A 14401-nucleotide genomic window follows, 5' to 3' on the forward strand; every position below is an offset into this window, starting at 1 on the left:
GCTGGAAAGGGAGTCAGACGCGCCTGCGTTTCACAGTCATCGCGGCGACGGTGATCGCGATGACGGCAAGGAAACCGAGGCTGGTGGGAATGGTGCCGAAGCCCAGCCCGCCATACTCGGTGGGTTGCGAGAGAAGATCGCCGAAGGACGCGCCCAAAGGGCGGGTGAAGATATAGCACAGCCAGAACGCCCAGAGCCCGTCGAGCTTGAGCGCGGCATATCCCGAAGCGAGCGACGCGATGATCAGCCCGAAGAGGATGCCGGTCGCGAGATAGCCGATGCCGAACTGCTCCGAGATCAGATCGCCCACCGCCGTACCGAGCGCGAAGGTGAACAGGATCGCGAGCCAGTAGAACCCTTCGCGCCGGGCCGTGTAGACCTCATGGATCGAGAGCGTGCGCTCGGAGGCGAACCACGCCGCAAAGGTCGCGCCCAGCAGGATCGTGAACCCGATCGTCGAGTCGATCAGCGGAATCCCGAGATTGTCGGTCATGTTGTCGGTGATCAGCGTCCCCACGATCGAGATCAGCACCACCGCCGACCAGTAGACCGCGGGCACATAACGGCGCTGCGCGAATTGCCAGCGGATCACGAGGGCGAGGATCGCGGTCATCAGGATCGTCGTCGCGGTCAGGCCGAGGCCCAGATTGACAGCCAGAAAGTCGGCTGCCGTCTCGCCCATCGTCACCGCCATCAGTTTGATGAGCCAGAAGCCCGGCGTGACCTCGGGAACGCGGCTGACTGGATTGGTCAACTCTTCGTCGGGGTAGATGAAAGTCTGTTGGTAACTCATGATGCGCCTCAGTTGTTCAGCATTGCCAGCGCCTGCGCCGAGAAGGCATCGGCGCGGGTGTCGTCATCCGCGTTGCAGCGCTCTAGCGCTTTCGCCTGAAGATCGGAGACCGCTTGCGGCGCGGTTTTGCCGCCGAGCGTATCTCGCACTTGCCCGATCATCGCCTCGCAGGGCAGCGCGTGGCCGGTCTTGTCGGTCACCGCGATGCCCGCGACTTTCTGCACGGCCCCGACTTCCGAGGGCACCGGATCGGCAAGCGCCGTCTGCAGCCCGTCAAGGCTCTGCATCACGCTCTTCGCGTTCGGCGACTTCGTTCGCAGGGCGGCGAAAGCCTTGTCCGCGGCCCCGTCGATCACGCCCCAGACCGATGGATCGGCCTTGCGCAGCTTGGCCGCGTTCTTGTCCCAAAGGGTCTCCAGATCGGTGATGCGTTTCTCTGCGGCGGTGAACTCGCCTTTCTTGGCAAGCGTCTGTGTATCGCTCACGATCGTCTCGTAAGGGCTCATATCGCCGAGGCTTGCAGCTTGCGGCGCGGAAGCGCCCGGCGCTCCCGTACTCATGGCCATTTCGACCATTGAAAATGACGCGACCGGCACCGCGATCAGCGCGGCGGAGAGAAGCAGGTTTCGCATAAGGTCCTCATTGCTTGCGATGCATCCACATCGATGCCGCCAGCAATCCCCTGCAGAAGGACTAAGCGTTTTGCTCCCGTCTTACGAATTTGTAAGAAATCGCACAGACCTTGCGGAGCCGCCCGTGACAATCCCGGTCCGTTATCGAAGGATGGTGCGATGAAGATCCTGATTGCCGAAGACGATGCCGAAACCGGAGACTACCTGCGCAAGGGGCTGACCGGAGAAGGGCATGCCGTCGACCTGCTCCGCGACGGGCGCGAGGCGCTGACGCAAGCGACCGCGCAGAGCTACGATCTGTTCATCTTCGACCGGATGATGCCCGGGCTCGACGGGTTGGCCCTGCTCAAGGCGCTGCGCGCGGCGCAGATCGCCACGCCCGCCATTCTGCTGACCGCGATGGGCAGCGTCGAGGATCGCGTCGCCGGGCTGCGTGCGGGGGCCGACGATTACATGGTGAAACCCTTCGCCTTCGTGGAGCTGCTTGCACGGATCGACACGATCGCGCGCCGCCCTGCCCTCAAGGCCGAGGTGACCGAACTGGTGCAGGGCGATCTGCGGCTCGACCTTCTCGCCCGCGAGGCGTGGCGCGAAGGGCAGTGCATCGAATTGCAGCCGCGGGAATTCATGCTCCTGAAGCACTTCATGGAGCGGCCCGGTCGGGTGCAGACCAAGACGATCCTGCTGGAGGCGATCTGGGACATCCATTTCGATCCCAAGAGCAGCGTCGTCGAGACCCATATCAGCCGGCTGCGCGGCAAGATCGACAAGCCTTTCGTGACCCCCTACCTGACCACGTTGCACGGGATCGGCTACGTGTTCGAGGCCTCGTGATGCGCGCGTTCACTTGGTCGATGCGCTTCGCCATCGCAATTTCCACGGTCTTCGCGTTCGCGGCACTCGTCGCGGGCGGCGTGTCCTACGTGCTGCAATCCAAGGAAATGAGCCTCCGCCTCGAGGGTGAGGTCCGCGCCGATACCGAGGCGCTCGCCCTCTCCGCCCGAGGCGCCGACATGCAGGACCTGAGCGAGCAGATCACAGCGCGGATGACGACGAGTCGCGACGGCGCGAATATCGTGACCTTCGTGCCAGCCGATGGCTCTGACGCACTTGGCAATGTCCGCGTCGCCGCCACGTTCGAAGGTACGCGACACCTCGAACCGGGGTCCGGCCTGACACTGCTCGACCCACCCAGCGCGAATGTCCCCGAAGGTTACGTCACCTTCGGGATGCAGCTTCCGTCAGGCTGGCTGATGACGGGGCGCGACGATGCGTGGCTGCGTGAACAGGGCGAGATCCTCGCCACGAGCTTCGGCTGGGGCCTCGGCCTCGCACTTCTGCTGTCGATCAGTTTTGCGGTCTTCATCGCGCGGCGAAACGAAGCGCGCATCGACCGGATGGAGCAGGTCCTCCACGCAGTTGGCGAAGGCCGCCACGGGTTGCGCATCCGCGACGAAGGCGATGACGACGTGGCGCGTCTGGCGCAAAGCGTGGATGAGGCGCTCGACCAGTTGGAGGCGGGGATCGCATCGATCCGTCAGGTCTCGACCGATGTCGCGCATGACCTGCGCGCGCCACTCGCGCGTTTGCGGCTTCGGCTCGAGCCGGTGGCATTGGATGCGTCCTTGCCGTTGGCGCAACGCGGCGAGATCGGGAAAGCGCTGAACGATCTCGATCAGGTCTCGGAAACCTTCGACGCGATCCTGCGCCTGTCCCGCATGCAGGCCGGAATGGTCGAGATCACGCCTGTGCCCGTCAATCTCACGCAGCTTTGCCAAGATGTCGCGGAAATGCTCGGCGCGGGAGCGGAGGATGCAGGGCAGGAATTGGCGCTCGATCTGCCCGAGGACATTTCTATCGAGGGCGACCGCGAGCTTCTGTTTCAGGCGCTCGTGAACCTCGTGGACAACGCGCTTCGCTACAGCCCCTCCCCGGCACGGGTCTCGATAGGCGTGCATGAGATGAACCAGCATGTCGTGCTGAGCGTGACAGATAACGGCCCCGGCATCCCGGACCGCGACTTGGCGCGGGTGCGCGAACGTTTCGTCCGCCTCGACCAGAGCCGCAACACCCAAGGCAGCGGTTTGGGCCTGAGCCTGGTAGATGCCATCGCGCAGATACACGGGGGCGAGCTGCGCCTGCAAAACCTCGAACGCGGTCTGCGGGTGGAGATGCGCTTTCCAACGTTGTGATGGGTGAAATGTGCCACGCAAATGACGCTCCACCAGCGACGGGACAAACGCGGGTGTCATGCACGCATTCACGCGTTTCGCGGTGCGCCCGTCCGACCCATGACTTTCGCGGCTGGGACACGGTTTCGCGAGCTTTCTTTCCCGCCTTCATCGCCGCTACACCTTCAGATTGCCCCACGACCGCAAGGCAGGGTCTTTGCCGGAAACCTCAGGGGAAGCACAGGGCCAGATGCGGGAGGAATGAGACATGATTTCAGGACTAATGGGAGCCATCGCGGGCTTTATAACCCATGCGATCAGTTCCATGGGCTATGCCGGGATCGCTGCGCTGATGGCGATCGAATCCGCCTGTATCCCGCTCCCATCGGAAGTGATCATGCCCTTCTCGGGCTATCTCGCCTCGAAAGGTCAGTTCTCGCTGTTACTCGTCGCCACCGTTGGCGCAATCGGCTGCAATATCGGGTCGACCCTCGCCTATTTCGTTGGTGCTTACGGCGGTCGCCGCGCCGTTGAACGTTGGGGGCGATACATTTTGCTCAGCCAATCGGATCTGGACCGGGCCGATCGCTGGTTTTCCCGCTATGGCAGCGCCGCGGTCTTCGTCTCGAGACTTTTGCCGCTGGTGCGGACCTTCATCTCCCTCCCGGCCGGCATCGCTCGGATGCCGTTCTGGAAGTTCCAGATCTACACGTTCATCGGATCTTGGCCCTGGTGCCTCGTCCTCGCCTATGTCGGCCTCAAGCTCGGCCAAGCGTGGGACAAAAGCCCGGCCCTGCGCAACACGATGCACGCCCTCAATGGCGTGGTGCTCGTTGCGATCCTGATCGGAGTCGGCTTCTACGTCCGGCGCTTTTTCAACAGTCGCAAGGCGTAACTGTTCGGTGCAGCCGCGTAGTCCAGCGAACTGACGCGATGCCCGAAGGACCGACCGAGGGTGTCGCGGCCACGGCTATCGTAGGCTTCTGAACCTATCCTCCAGCGCCAATCATGCCGAACCCCATGGGCGGCATTTGCCCCGGATCGTCCATTGAATTGTCGCCCTTTTCCCAGAGCGACGCCTTCACGGAAGACCTACATCAGTCCAAACTGCAAGGCGATGGCAACGGCCTCCGCAATGGTCCGTGCCCCGAGTTTGCGGCGAAGATTGGCGCTGTGCAGATCGACTGTCGGAATGGCGATGTCGAGATCATTGGCGAGTTGGTCCCGCCTGCGGCCCCGGATCATTCCCTGAAGAACGTCCCGCTCGCGTGGCGTGAGTCGCATCTTCTCACGTGGGGCTGCGACCAGATTTCGTATTCCATCCTCTTCCTCGCTCGTCGCGATAACCCAGACCTTCCGGCCCCCGTCAGTTCGCGGCAGCAGGTTCAGCCTCAGTTTCGGTATAATTCGCCCGTCAGTCGCGCGCATTTGAGGTAGGTCGAGCGCGCCTGCCTGGCTCTTCACCGCATCTGTCGACCGTCCGATGGCTTGGCGCAAAACCCCGTGCATCGGCCCGCGTGACCGTAATTTCCGCTCGAAGTCGAGCACCAGCAGCGGATGAAGATCGAGCAGCAGCTCGGCCATGCCATTCATCCGCACGAGCCGCCCTTCGTGGTCGAGCTCGAAGATCGGGGCGTCATCAAGCAGGCTGCGGTCGGGCGCGGTGACCTGCTGGATACTGGCGCGATGCAGCTCCCGACGGATCTTGTGCAGCCGTCCCAGATCCTGGACATGCAAACCGAGAGTCTCCACCTCGGGATCGGTGAAATCGCCCCCGCGCTTACCCTTGTGGAAGGCCGTGGCGACCAGACCGTCGCGCGTGCTCTGCATCATCGCGAGACACCAGTAGCGATCGACACCGTTCTTCACGATGAAATCGTTATACATTTCGCTGCGCTCGAACTCCTGAGCGCTCACGTGGTTCGACAAACGAAACAGGCCTGTGCCGCACTTTTCCGGCGTACCGTGGGCCAACCAGGGGTCGTGACCTTCAAAAGAATTGTAATCGAGATTGGCATCCGCCTGCGTTCCGGCGGTAACTTCCCGATAATCGCCGGGATGGAGCCAGATGAAGACAGCCGACGGGATGCCGATCACCTGCGCGAGCATGTTTGGCAGCGCGGTGAAAAGCTCGTCATCGAGCGCGGCATCATAAATTTCGTGATGCGGCGATATGAAACGTGGCATCGTGTCAGGTCAGCCGGCGCGGTCGGGTCAAATCTAAAATTGCGTGCGTTTCTCGAAAAACGACGCGCCGCGGATCGAAACTCGGCATGGAACCCCCAAAACTCTTCAAATCAAAGCCAACCGGACCGCCGAGCAATGCGCCGAAAAAAACACCGAAGCTAAAATGCTCACCGATTAACATTCGACATAGATGCCGAATTTCGCTCAAAAATCAAGCTTTAGGGACAAAGCGCAATCAACCGAGTTCGTCGTGTAGAGCGCGACATTCGACCGGGTGCGCCGCGCGCTGCAGGTGATCCTGGGCGTTTGACCGAGGATTTTCGCTCGTTTCAACTCGAGGCTCAACCCGAGGCTCGCGGTCCGGTCCCGACGGTGCACCCCGACGATCGGAAAGGCGGCGTCATAGCGGCGCTCTCCGTAACTGAGCGACAGCCCCCCACGAACTCCGTCGAAAAGCGGTCGATCGAAGCCCACGCGCAGCTCAGCGCCGGAATAGCGATGGTAATCCTTTCGCGGCAAGGCGCGTTCCAGCCGCAGGCCATAGCTCAGGGCGCTACGTTGCCCCAATCTCGTTCGGCGCGCGAGGTCCACGAAATATCTCGGGCCCGTCAGGTAGGGCTTCTCGCTGTAGCTCGCATACTCGCCGTCCAGCCGGAAAACCGTGCGCCCGCCCCCTGCGGACCGCCACGCTTTCGCGAACCGCACTCCGCGTGTGAGGTTGTCCGACGTGATATCCTGCGACCCGCCGCCATAGCGCCTGTCGCGCAAAAACGCTTCGACCGACCAAGGCGCACCCCCACCGAGATGCTCGTAGCGCAGGGCGAGCCCGGGTTCCGAATAGCGCAAAATCGCGGTGTGATACCAAGCCCCTGCATAGGAGGCGCGCAACCGGATGCGATGCCCCGGGCGCGGCTGAACGAACCAGTCGAGGTTCGCGCCATAGCCGAGCCCTACCCCGGAAGTCTCGTTGCCGCCATCGTTGATCAAGAACGTGCCGAAATCGGTCACCAGATACCGTTCGGAGGCGACGTGATCGATATTGCTGCTCGGCAGGATCGAGGCCGTGGCGGAAAAGCGAAACGGGTGGGCGCGATCCAACGCCTGCCATGCTGCGAGAAGCGCCGCTTCGTGCTTTGAATCCTTGGCGAGCGCGTAACGCAGGAACGCTTCGTTTCGGCGAACGGAGCCAAGCTTGGTGAAGCTCTGCTCCAACCCGGTCTGCGCCGGGGTGAATTCCGGATGGCGCGCCGCGATTTCTCCGAAAATCAGAAGCGCCCGCCCCGGTTTGCCCTGCGCGAGCTGCGCATTCGCCACGCCGAGCCAATCCGAAACCGTCTGTTCCGCAAAGCTGCGCGACGGTGAGAGCAGACAGACGACAAGCGCGAAGGCGAGCCAGATCAGGAGGAAGGAAGAACGGTATCGCATCGCGCTTGTCGTTTGCCTCTCGGCGAGACGGAAAGAGACCGGGCGCAGAACGCCCGGCCTGTGCAGGAAGAGCCCCGCCTCAGTTCTCGGTGGCGTAATAATTGCCGTCGACGTTCTGGACGTCAGAGCCGTCGGTCATCGTCCCGGAGATATCGCCCACCGCAGTCAGCGTGCCCGCGTCGTCATAGAAACTGCCGGTCATATCCAGAGCGAAGTCAGCGCCCGCAGAGGAGCCATCCGACATCGTACCCGTCGCGGTCGCGCTCATGTCCGAGCTCGAAACCGTGCCCGCAACGTCGAGCGAGCCTGTCACATCGGCTTCCTTGGTCAGGACATCGCCGCTATAGATGCCGAAATTGGACCCTTTGCCGGTCAGCGTCCCCGCGTCGAAATCGACATCCATCGCCAGTTCCCCCATCACGGTCGTGGTCGGGTCGTCGGGATTGACGTTGCTCACGCCCATATAGCCCGACATCGACGCCTGCCCCGTCGGCACAGTCGTTGTCAGGTCGCCCGTACCGATCCTGTCCGCGTAGTCGGAATAGGTTGCTTCGACGTTTTGCGCCTCTGCCGAGGTCAGCGCCGCGGAAGACCCGTTGCTGCTGTTACATGCGGCCAGCGCAAGACAGGCGGCTGACGCCGCGAGCGCGAATTTCAATGTCATGAGAATACCCCGATTTATTGGTGTTTTGTCACGGCCCAAACACACGAACCGATCACGCGCATTTCACGTCACAGCCCCCCGCGCGCGCAATCTATGAGAAACTATAGGGTTCAGCGCGATCTTGGCTTGGCCGCCGCGAAATCGTTCCGCGTAATGCAGCAAGCTGCGCCAATGCTTCAGGAGCAGACAAACGCGAAAGAGCCTTTTGACAGCCTCAATCTCCACAATAGTCATGCAGTGATCCAACTGTTAATGGGGCCGAAGCATCATCCAAAGTCGACGAGAACATCCGGAAGCCGAACCGAGATAGCAATTCGAAGCTGACCTTCGCCGCTCAGGCCATAGATGTCGGCTAAGGGCCGAGATTTTCCCTCTCGCCAAAGGGGGAGCATGGATATTAGCTGCACCCGGCGCGAATGGCCGGCCCCATGCTCAGACAGTTTGGGCAGTCCGCCGCATGACGTGCCTTCCCTGATCACCATGCAAGCGGGCGGAGCAGGCGTAAACTCGGAAAGCAATCTTCTTCGTCCGTTTCTCATAAAATGCTAGAATTCGCTGTGTCCCCAAGGATTTCGACGGGGGCGAAGGAAATCTGGACTGCAGGGAGTGAGGCTTGGCGATGGAAGCGACAACGGAACGACATCACATCGTCGGCGGCGGCATCGCGGGTCTCGCCACGGCGGTCTTTCTGCTACGCGACGCGGGCGTGGATGGCGCGGCGATCCATATCTACGAACAACTCGGCACGGCGGGCGGTTCGCTGGACGGATCGGGCGATGGCGAGGACGGCTATCTCGTCCGCGGTGGCCGGATGTTCGAGGAGCATTTCGCCTGCACGTTCGATCTGCTCGGCTCGATCCCCTCGGCGGACGACCCCGCCACCTCGGCAGCACAGGACATCTTCGCCTTCAACCGCATGGTGCCCGGCTCGGCCAATTGCCGCATCGTGCGCGACGGCAAACCGGCAGAGGACCGCTTTGACCTAACGCTCACGGCGCAGGACATCGTGGATATCAACCGCCTGATCCTGCATCGCGAAAGCACGCTCGGAGCTCAGACGATCGAGGACTGGTTCCAGCCCACGTTTCTGGACAGCAACTTCTGGCTGATGTGGTCGACGATGTTCTCCTTCCAACCATGGCATTCCGTGGTCGAGATGCGGCGCTACCTGCGACGCTTCATCCATCTCTTTCCCGGTTTCACCCGGATCGCCGGCATTCTGCGCACCCGCTATAATCAGTATGATTCCCTTATCGCACCAATCGTGAGCTGGCTGCGCGACCGAGGCGTGCAAATCGTCACCGGCACGCAGGTCGTCGACGTGCGGATCGAGGGCTCACGGCAGGACCGCCGCGTCAGCGCGCTGGCCTTTGCCAGCGGCGAGGAGATACCGGTCGCCGAGACCGACAAGGTCTATCTCACGCTCGGGTCGATGACCGATGCGTCAGTGACGGGGGCGAACGATCACGCGCCCAGCCGCCATGACCACGAGAGCGGTGCCTGGATGCTGTGGCGAAAGCTGGCGGCGGAACATGAGGGCTTCGGCCGCCCCGAGGCGTTCTGCGGCGAGACTGACAAAACCGCGTGGCATTCCTTCACGGTCACGCTCGACGGCCCCGATTTCTTCGAGTTCATGGAGGATTTCACCGGTAACCGCACGGGCACGGGCGGACTCGTGACCTTCGCGGACTCGGGCTGGACGCTCTCGATCGTGCTCTTCCACCAACCCCATTTCCGCGGCCAGAAACACGGCACCTATGTCTTCTGGGGATATGGCCTGCGCGGAGACCGTCCCGGCGACTTCACCACAAAACCGATGTGGGAGGCGACCGGCGACGAGATCCTGACCGAGTTGTTCGGCCATTTGGGCCTGACGCCCGAACAGCAGGCCTGGTTCAAGACGGCCCGCGTCATCCCCTGCCGGATGCCCTTCATCACCAGCCAGTTCATGCCGCGTCAGCCCGGGGATCGCCCCGACATACGGCCCAGCGGCGCCAGCAATTTCGCGATCATCGGGCAATTCTGCGAACTGCCGCGCGATTGCGTGTTCACGGTGGAATATTCCGTCCGATCCGCCCGGGCCGCGGTGGCGAGCCTGACGGGACGGATCACACCTCCCCCGCGGGTCGCACGCACGGACCTCGACCCGAAAGTGCTCTTCAACGCCGCGCGGGTGCTGATGGGCATGTAGCCCTCCGGAACGTGCGGCCTGTGGCCAATGCTGGCACGGTCTGCCCCAGCCGTCGATGACGCGCGGAGCGGAACGGCGACGCGGCTCAGGAGGCCAGTTTTTTCTCGGCTGCGAAGGGGCTGAGGCCCAGCCATTTCTGCATTGAGGCCACCACGTCTCGGGACCCGATGAGGTCGAGCTTGCGGGCGGCCTTCGACACGGTCGTGAGGCCCATCCAGATCTCTGTCATCGTGCGCAGATCCGTCGTGACGAAGAGGTCCACATCGAACCCCGGGTCGACCTGACACAGATCGACATCCCCGCTCGCCTCCACGATCAGCCACCACGAGGATTTCGACGCCGCGAGTTCGGGGAAGTGGAAATTCAGGACCGTCCGGCCTGGAGGAAGCGGTGAAGGATCGAGATTGCGGCGCATGTCCCACATCAGCAGCGACACATCGAGCCGCTCCAGAGACGGCTCGGATTCCACCCATTTCTGCCCCCAAATCCCGAAGGCCTCGACGAGCGGCAGCAGGTCCTTTCCCGCATCGGTCAGAAGGTAGTCGACGGCTTGAGTGCCCTCGACCGGGTGTCTCTCGACGATTCCTGCCGCTTCCAGTTCCCGCAGGCGCTGCGCAAGCAGTGTGCGCGACATGCGCGGGACACCTCGCCTAATATCGTTGAAGCGGGTCGATCCGGCCACGAGTTCGCGCACGAGGACCATCGTCCACCGGGTGCAGAGGATTTCGGCGGCCATCGCGACCGGGCAAAACTGAAAATAGCTGGCGTTGGACATCGGAGATCTCCTCCATGGCTTTTCCCAGCATAGCGCAAATTGCGCTTCTTGTATCCAACTCTGTGCCCACACCCTGTGCCCGAGCGGGCCGGTCCAGTTTCGCCACTGGTTTGAGACCCGCGGCGCGCTCATCCTTTCAGAACCGCAAACAATCGAACGCGGCAGACGCGCGAGGGGTGGATCGCGTCGCTGTGCGCCATGATCTCACAGGGAGAAAGACATGTCGGATATCATTGAAATGAACGGGCTGGACGGCACTCGCAAGAAGATCACCGGCGCGGACCGGGAGGCCCTTGGAGCCGCCCTGCGCGGCAAGGCCCTGATCGAGGGAGATGAGGGCTATGACACCGCGCGGTCGATCTGGAACGGGATGATCGATCGCAAACCGGGGCTCGTCGTGCATGCGATGGGAGCCAGCGACATTCAGGCCGCGGTCGCCTTTGCCAAGGATAAAGGGCTTCGGATGGCCGTTCGGTCCGGCGGCCACCAGATTGCCGGTCTCGCGGTCGAGGACGGCTCGCTGATGCTGGACCTGTCGGGCATGCGCTCGGTTCACGTCGATCCTGAGGCCGGGACCGTCCGGGCCGAGCCGGGCGCGACACTGGGCGATGTCGATCGCGAGTCGCAGGTGCATGGGCTTGCCGTGCCTGTCGGCGTGAACTCGACAACCGGGATCGCTGGGCTGACACTTGGTGGTGGCTTCGGCTGGATCACCCGGAAATACGGGATGACGGTCGATAACCTCTTGTCGGCCGACGTGGTGCTCGCCGATGGGCGCTGCGTCAAGGCGTCGAAGACGGAGCATCCGGACCTTTTCTGGGCGCTGTGCGGCGGGGGCGGGAATTTCGGGGTGGTGTCCTCCTTCGAATTCCAGGGCCACGCCATCGGCACCGACGTTCTGTCCGGCCTCGTCATCCATCCCTTCGCGGAGGCGGCCACTCTGCTGCCGAAGTTTCAGGAGATATGCGACAAGGCGCCGGACGAGCTGACGGTCTGGTCGGTCCTGCGCAAGGCGCCTCCCCTGCCCTTCCTGCCGGAAGACTGGCACGGGCGCGAGGTGCTGATCTTCGCGGCCTGTTACGTCGGCGACATGACCAAGGGCGAAGAGGCGATGCGCGAGCTGCGAGCCCTCGGCACGCCCATTGTCGATGTGATCGGCCCGCATCCCTTCACCGGCTGGCAGGCGGCCTTCGATCCGCTGCTGACGCCCGGCGCGCGCAATTACTGGAAGAGCCGGGACTTCCTGAAGCTCGGCCCCGGCACGATGGAGGCGATACTGGGCGCGGTCGAGGAGCTTCCCGATCCGCAATGCGAGATCTTCATCGCCCATGTCGGCGGCGCGATGGCCCGCGTCCCGTCCGACGCGACCGCCTATCCGCAGCGCGACAGCCACTTCACCATGAACGTTCACACCCGCTGGGACGACGCGGCTAAGGACAAGGCCTGCATCGCGTGGGCGCGCGATCTGTTCAACGCAACGGCAGCGGACGCGGCGCCCAGTGTCTACGTGAACTTCCTGCCAGCGGATGACGCGGATCGCCTTGCCGAGGCCTATGGCGGCAACCTCAACCGGCTGCAGGAGATCAAGGCACGCTACGACCCTACGAACCTCTTCCGGGTCAATCACAACATCCAGCCGCAGCGTGTGCAGCAGGCCGCGCAATGAGCCCTCATCCCGGGCGCGACCCAGCGCCCGGGGTCCAAGCAGCAAACACTTCGGATAGCGAACAAGGAGCAAGAGCGATGGAACAGACCCTCTACGACCGGCTGGGCGGAAAGCCCGGGATCAAGGCGCTCGTCGACGATGTCCTCGAGGCGCATATGGTAAACCCCGCAATCAGCGCCCGTTTCCTGCCATACCGCGAAAGACCGGACGACCTGAACGACGCCAAGGCCCAACTCTGCGCTTTCTTCGGCGCAGGCAGTGGCGGCCCCGAGCAATATACCGGGCGTGACATGGTGGCGGCGCATCGCGGCATGAATATCAGCACCGGCGAATACATGGCCGCAATCGATGACATCATGTCGGTCCTCGCCGCGCATGAGATCGACGAGATGACCCGCAAGGACGTGCTGATGATCGGCTATTCTCTCAAGGGCGACATTACGAACCAATGAACGTGTCGGACGGGGTGGCTGTGTCGTCAATATTCGGACGCAGCTATGGGAACCTCGTTGCCTCTTACGCTCCGGTTAGTCGGCACTGACACTCGGAGTGCCAAGCTCAGGCGACCAATACCTCGAAGTATTGGTATTTCGACTCCAATTCGACTGACACCTTCTGGCTGGCCGGAGCTCATCTCGAGATGAGCTAAGAACACTTGGTGAACGCAGCTAAGCCAAACCCTCTGTCAAGCCGAGCGGTTTTTCGGCTCGATAGCGTGATCGGACTACCGAAAATACCTTGCCGCGCCGAAATCGAGCACCTATCCGCAGGACATCCAACTGTGGCAAGAACCACGGGACCACGCCGGAAAGCCTTAACGAATTCAGTACCTTAAGACTGAAGTCAATACAGTTCCGTTCCCTACCGCCGGGGCCAAATCTCTCGCAGGAGACTGACTTCAAAGAGAACAGCCCAGAGTTCGCTCCGGGCTTTCTTTTTTCACTTCCCGAAGGCACAAACGCGGCACGCTCCGAGGCACATTTGCGGCACGGAGCGACGGAGTCGCGCCGGTGGCTTACTTTGCGTCGCGCGCCGATTGCACCGCCTGCATCCGCTCGGGCCATGTCGAACGGATGAAGCCCAGGATATCGAGGATCTGCGCGTCGCTCAGCGTTCCACCGAAACCGGGCATCCCGCTCGGGAAGTCGGCAACCCCGCGCGCGGCCAGCGCAGCCGCACCGCCCTGCTTGACGTAATCGAACAGCAACGCGGTCTCGTGGTGCCAAGTGTGCCCGCTCGCATCATGCGGCGGGGCGGGCAGGACGCCATCGGGTCCCGCCTCGCGCCAATCGGGCTGACCTTCGAGTTGCGCGCCATGACAGCTCGCGCAGTTCTGCGCATAGAGATCCTTGCCCGCCGCGATATCGCGCCCGTCGAGCAGGCTGACGGCGTGCGCGCCCCCTGCCCCGAGCACGACCACGACAGCCAGACCTACGGCTTCAATTCGCATCGCCGCTTACTCCCGATACTCGTCGTGGCACTCCTTGCAGGTCACCCCGAGCTTGACGAGAGCAGGTCCAAGCGCCTGCCGGGACTCGATCGGCTCCGAGAGCGAGCTGGCCGCTTCCTCCAGCGCCTGCGCCTGACCGCGGAAGTCATGGAATTCGTCCCAGATCGACGGATGGGCCTCGGATTTCGGGTCCTGCGCCTCGGGCTCGAAAAGCACCGGAATCTGCCCGGCCTCCGCCTCGATCCGGGTGATCGCGCGACGGACCTTCTCGGCTTCGAAGTCTCTCTCCCCCTTCGCCATCGTGCTCAGAAGCTTCATCTCGGTCCCGAGCCGCTTCATGCCTTCCATCCGTGCGAGAACCTGCGGATCCTCCACCCCGCCATGCGCGAACGCCATCGGCGCCCAGCCGAGCAGGAACAGGGTCGTCATCAGGGGGTGTTTCATAGT

14 protein-coding genes are annotated in these 14401 nt (G+C 62.8%); 6 read left to right on the forward strand and 8 right to left on the reverse strand.

Features of this window, described 5'->3' with window-relative positions; all coding sequences use genetic code 11:
• Positions 1–13: 13 nt before the first annotated feature.
• On the reverse strand, positions 14–793 hold the full coding sequence (locus tag F8R15_RS05795; protein ID WP_078570485.1) for a hypothetical protein: 780 nt from the start codon (positions 791–793) through the stop codon (positions 14–16).
• Positions 794–801: 8 nt separating this feature from the next.
• Positions 802–1425 carry a hypothetical protein gene (locus tag F8R15_RS05800; RefSeq protein ID WP_152843921.1) on the reverse strand — a complete coding sequence of 208 codons (624 nt, stop codon included), beginning with the start codon at positions 1423–1425 and terminating at the stop codon, positions 802–804.
• A 159-nt stretch (positions 1426–1584) separates the two neighbouring features.
• On the opposite strand from F8R15_RS05800, the gene F8R15_RS05805 reads away from it, so the two are divergent.
• The 3 genes from F8R15_RS05805 (at position 1585) to F8R15_RS05815 (ending at position 4491) form a co-directional block, all read left to right on the forward strand.
• A complete protein-coding gene (locus tag F8R15_RS05805; RefSeq protein WP_152843922.1) occupies positions 1585–2259 on the forward strand; it encodes a response regulator transcription factor in 675 nt (224 codons plus the stop codon).
• Positions 2259–3617: a HAMP domain-containing sensor histidine kinase gene (locus tag F8R15_RS05810; protein WP_152843923.1), complete on the forward strand. Its 1359-nt coding sequence runs from the start codon at positions 2259–2261 to the stop codon at positions 3615–3617. The genes F8R15_RS05805 and F8R15_RS05810 overlap by 1 nt, the downstream gene beginning before the upstream one ends.
• 247 nt (positions 3618–3864) lie before the next feature.
• Positions 3865–4491 (forward strand): DedA family protein, encoded by a 627-nt coding sequence (locus F8R15_RS05815; RefSeq protein WP_152843924.1) that lies wholly within the window; start codon positions 3865–3867, stop codon positions 4489–4491.
• 197 nt (positions 4492–4688) lie between these two features.
• Here the strand turns inward: F8R15_RS05815 and F8R15_RS05820 are convergent, their stop codons facing one another.
• The 3 genes from F8R15_RS05820 to F8R15_RS05830 all read right to left on the reverse strand — a co-directional run bounded on the left by F8R15_RS05820 (position 4689) and on the right by F8R15_RS05830 (position 7872).
• Positions 4689–5705 carry a LuxR C-terminal-related transcriptional regulator gene (locus F8R15_RS05820; RefSeq protein WP_172976171.1) on the reverse strand — a complete coding sequence of 339 codons (1017 nt, stop codon included), beginning with the start codon at positions 5703–5705 and terminating at the stop codon, positions 4689–4691.
• Between the two features lie 282 nt (positions 5706–5987).
• Positions 5988–7208 carry a surface lipoprotein assembly modifier gene (locus tag F8R15_RS05825; protein ID WP_152843926.1) on the reverse strand — a complete coding sequence of 407 codons (1221 nt, stop codon included), beginning with the start codon at positions 7206–7208 and terminating at the stop codon, positions 5988–5990.
• A gap of 79 nt (positions 7209–7287) precedes the next feature.
• Positions 7288–7872 carry a hypothetical protein gene (locus tag F8R15_RS05830; protein WP_078603601.1) on the reverse strand — a complete coding sequence of 195 codons (585 nt, stop codon included), beginning with the start codon at positions 7870–7872 and terminating at the stop codon, positions 7288–7290.
• A 619-nt stretch (positions 7873–8491) separates the two neighbouring features.
• Between F8R15_RS05830 and F8R15_RS05835 the strand changes: the two genes are divergently transcribed.
• Positions 8492–10063 carry an oleate hydratase gene (locus F8R15_RS05835; protein WP_152843927.1) on the forward strand — a complete coding sequence of 524 codons (1572 nt, stop codon included), beginning with the start codon at positions 8492–8494 and terminating at the stop codon, positions 10061–10063.
• 85 nt (positions 10064–10148) lie between these two features.
• On the opposite strand, the gene F8R15_RS05840 is transcribed toward F8R15_RS05835, so the two are convergent.
• Positions 10149–10838 carry a helix-turn-helix domain-containing protein gene (locus F8R15_RS05840; protein ID WP_152843928.1) on the reverse strand — a complete coding sequence of 230 codons (690 nt, stop codon included), beginning with the start codon at positions 10836–10838 and terminating at the stop codon, positions 10149–10151.
• A gap of 220 nt (positions 10839–11058) precedes the next feature.
• Between F8R15_RS05840 and F8R15_RS05845 the strand changes: the two genes are divergently transcribed.
• Together F8R15_RS05845 and F8R15_RS05850 are read left to right on the forward strand one after the other, a co-directional pair.
• Entirely contained in the window at positions 11059–12504 is a 1446-nt protein-coding gene (locus F8R15_RS05845) for an FAD-binding oxidoreductase (RefSeq protein ID WP_152843929.1), read from the forward strand.
• A gap of 77 nt (positions 12505–12581) precedes the next feature.
• The gene (locus F8R15_RS05850) at positions 12582–12956 is read left to right on the forward strand and encodes a group 1 truncated hemoglobin (protein ID WP_078539282.1); all 375 of its coding nucleotides are present in this window, start codon (positions 12582–12584) and stop codon (positions 12954–12956) included.
• A 563-nt stretch (positions 12957–13519) separates the two neighbouring features.
• Here the strand turns inward: F8R15_RS05850 and F8R15_RS05855 are convergent.
• Positions 13520–13954 carry a c-type cytochrome gene (locus tag F8R15_RS05855; protein ID WP_152843930.1) on the reverse strand — a complete coding sequence of 145 codons (435 nt, stop codon included), beginning with the start codon at positions 13952–13954 and terminating at the stop codon, positions 13520–13522.
• 6 nt (positions 13955–13960) lie between these two features.
• Positions 13961–14398 carry a cytochrome c gene (locus F8R15_RS05860; RefSeq protein WP_172976172.1) on the reverse strand — a complete coding sequence of 146 codons (438 nt, stop codon included), beginning with the start codon at positions 14396–14398 and terminating at the stop codon, positions 13961–13963.
• Between the last annotated feature and the right edge of the window lie 3 nt (positions 14399–14401).

The sequence above is a fragment of the Thioclava sp. JE_KL1 genome (assembly GCF_009296265.1).
Classification (GTDB): Bacteria; Pseudomonadota; Alphaproteobacteria; order Rhodobacterales; family Rhodobacteraceae; genus Thioclava.

Coding starts and splice junctions, on each gene's coding strand:
- F8R15_RS05795 (WP_078570485.1), bottom strand. CDS start 793: ATGAGTTACCAACAGACTTTCATCTACCCCGACGAAGAGTTGACCAAT.
- F8R15_RS05800 (WP_152843921.1), bottom strand. CDS start 1,425: ATGCGAAACCTGCTTCTCTCCGCCGCGCTGATCGCGGTGCCGGTCGCG.
- F8R15_RS05805 (WP_152843922.1), top strand. CDS start 1,585: ATGAAGATCCTGATTGCCGAAGACGATGCCGAAACCGGAGACTACCTG.
- F8R15_RS05810 (WP_152843923.1), top strand. CDS start 2,259: ATGCGCGCGTTCACTTGGTCGATGCGCTTCGCCATCGCAATTTCCACG.
- F8R15_RS05815 (WP_152843924.1), top strand. CDS start 3,865: ATGATTTCAGGACTAATGGGAGCCATCGCGGGCTTTATAACCCATGCG.
- F8R15_RS05820 (WP_172976171.1), bottom strand. CDS start 5,705: ATGCTCGCGCAGGTGATCGGCATCCCGTCGGCTGTCTTCATCTGGCTC.
- F8R15_RS05825 (WP_152843926.1), bottom strand. CDS start 7,208: ATGCGATACCGTTCTTCCTTCCTCCTGATCTGGCTCGCCTTCGCGCTT.
- F8R15_RS05830 (WP_078603601.1), bottom strand. CDS start 7,872: ATGACATTGAAATTCGCGCTCGCGGCGTCAGCCGCCTGTCTTGCGCTG.
- F8R15_RS05835 (WP_152843927.1), top strand. CDS start 8,492: ATGGAAGCGACAACGGAACGACATCACATCGTCGGCGGCGGCATCGCG.
- F8R15_RS05840 (WP_152843928.1), bottom strand. CDS start 10,838: ATGTCCAACGCCAGCTATTTTCAGTTTTGCCCGGTCGCGATGGCCGCC.
- F8R15_RS05845 (WP_152843929.1), top strand. CDS start 11,059: ATGTCGGATATCATTGAAATGAACGGGCTGGACGGCACTCGCAAGAAG.
- F8R15_RS05850 (WP_078539282.1), top strand. CDS start 12,582: ATGGAACAGACCCTCTACGACCGGCTGGGCGGAAAGCCCGGGATCAAG.
- F8R15_RS05855 (WP_152843930.1), bottom strand. CDS start 13,954: ATGCGAATTGAAGCCGTAGGTCTGGCTGTCGTGGTCGTGCTCGGGGCA.
- F8R15_RS05860 (WP_172976172.1), bottom strand. CDS start 14,398: ATGAAACACCCCCTGATGACGACCCTGTTCCTGCTCGGCTGGGCGCCG.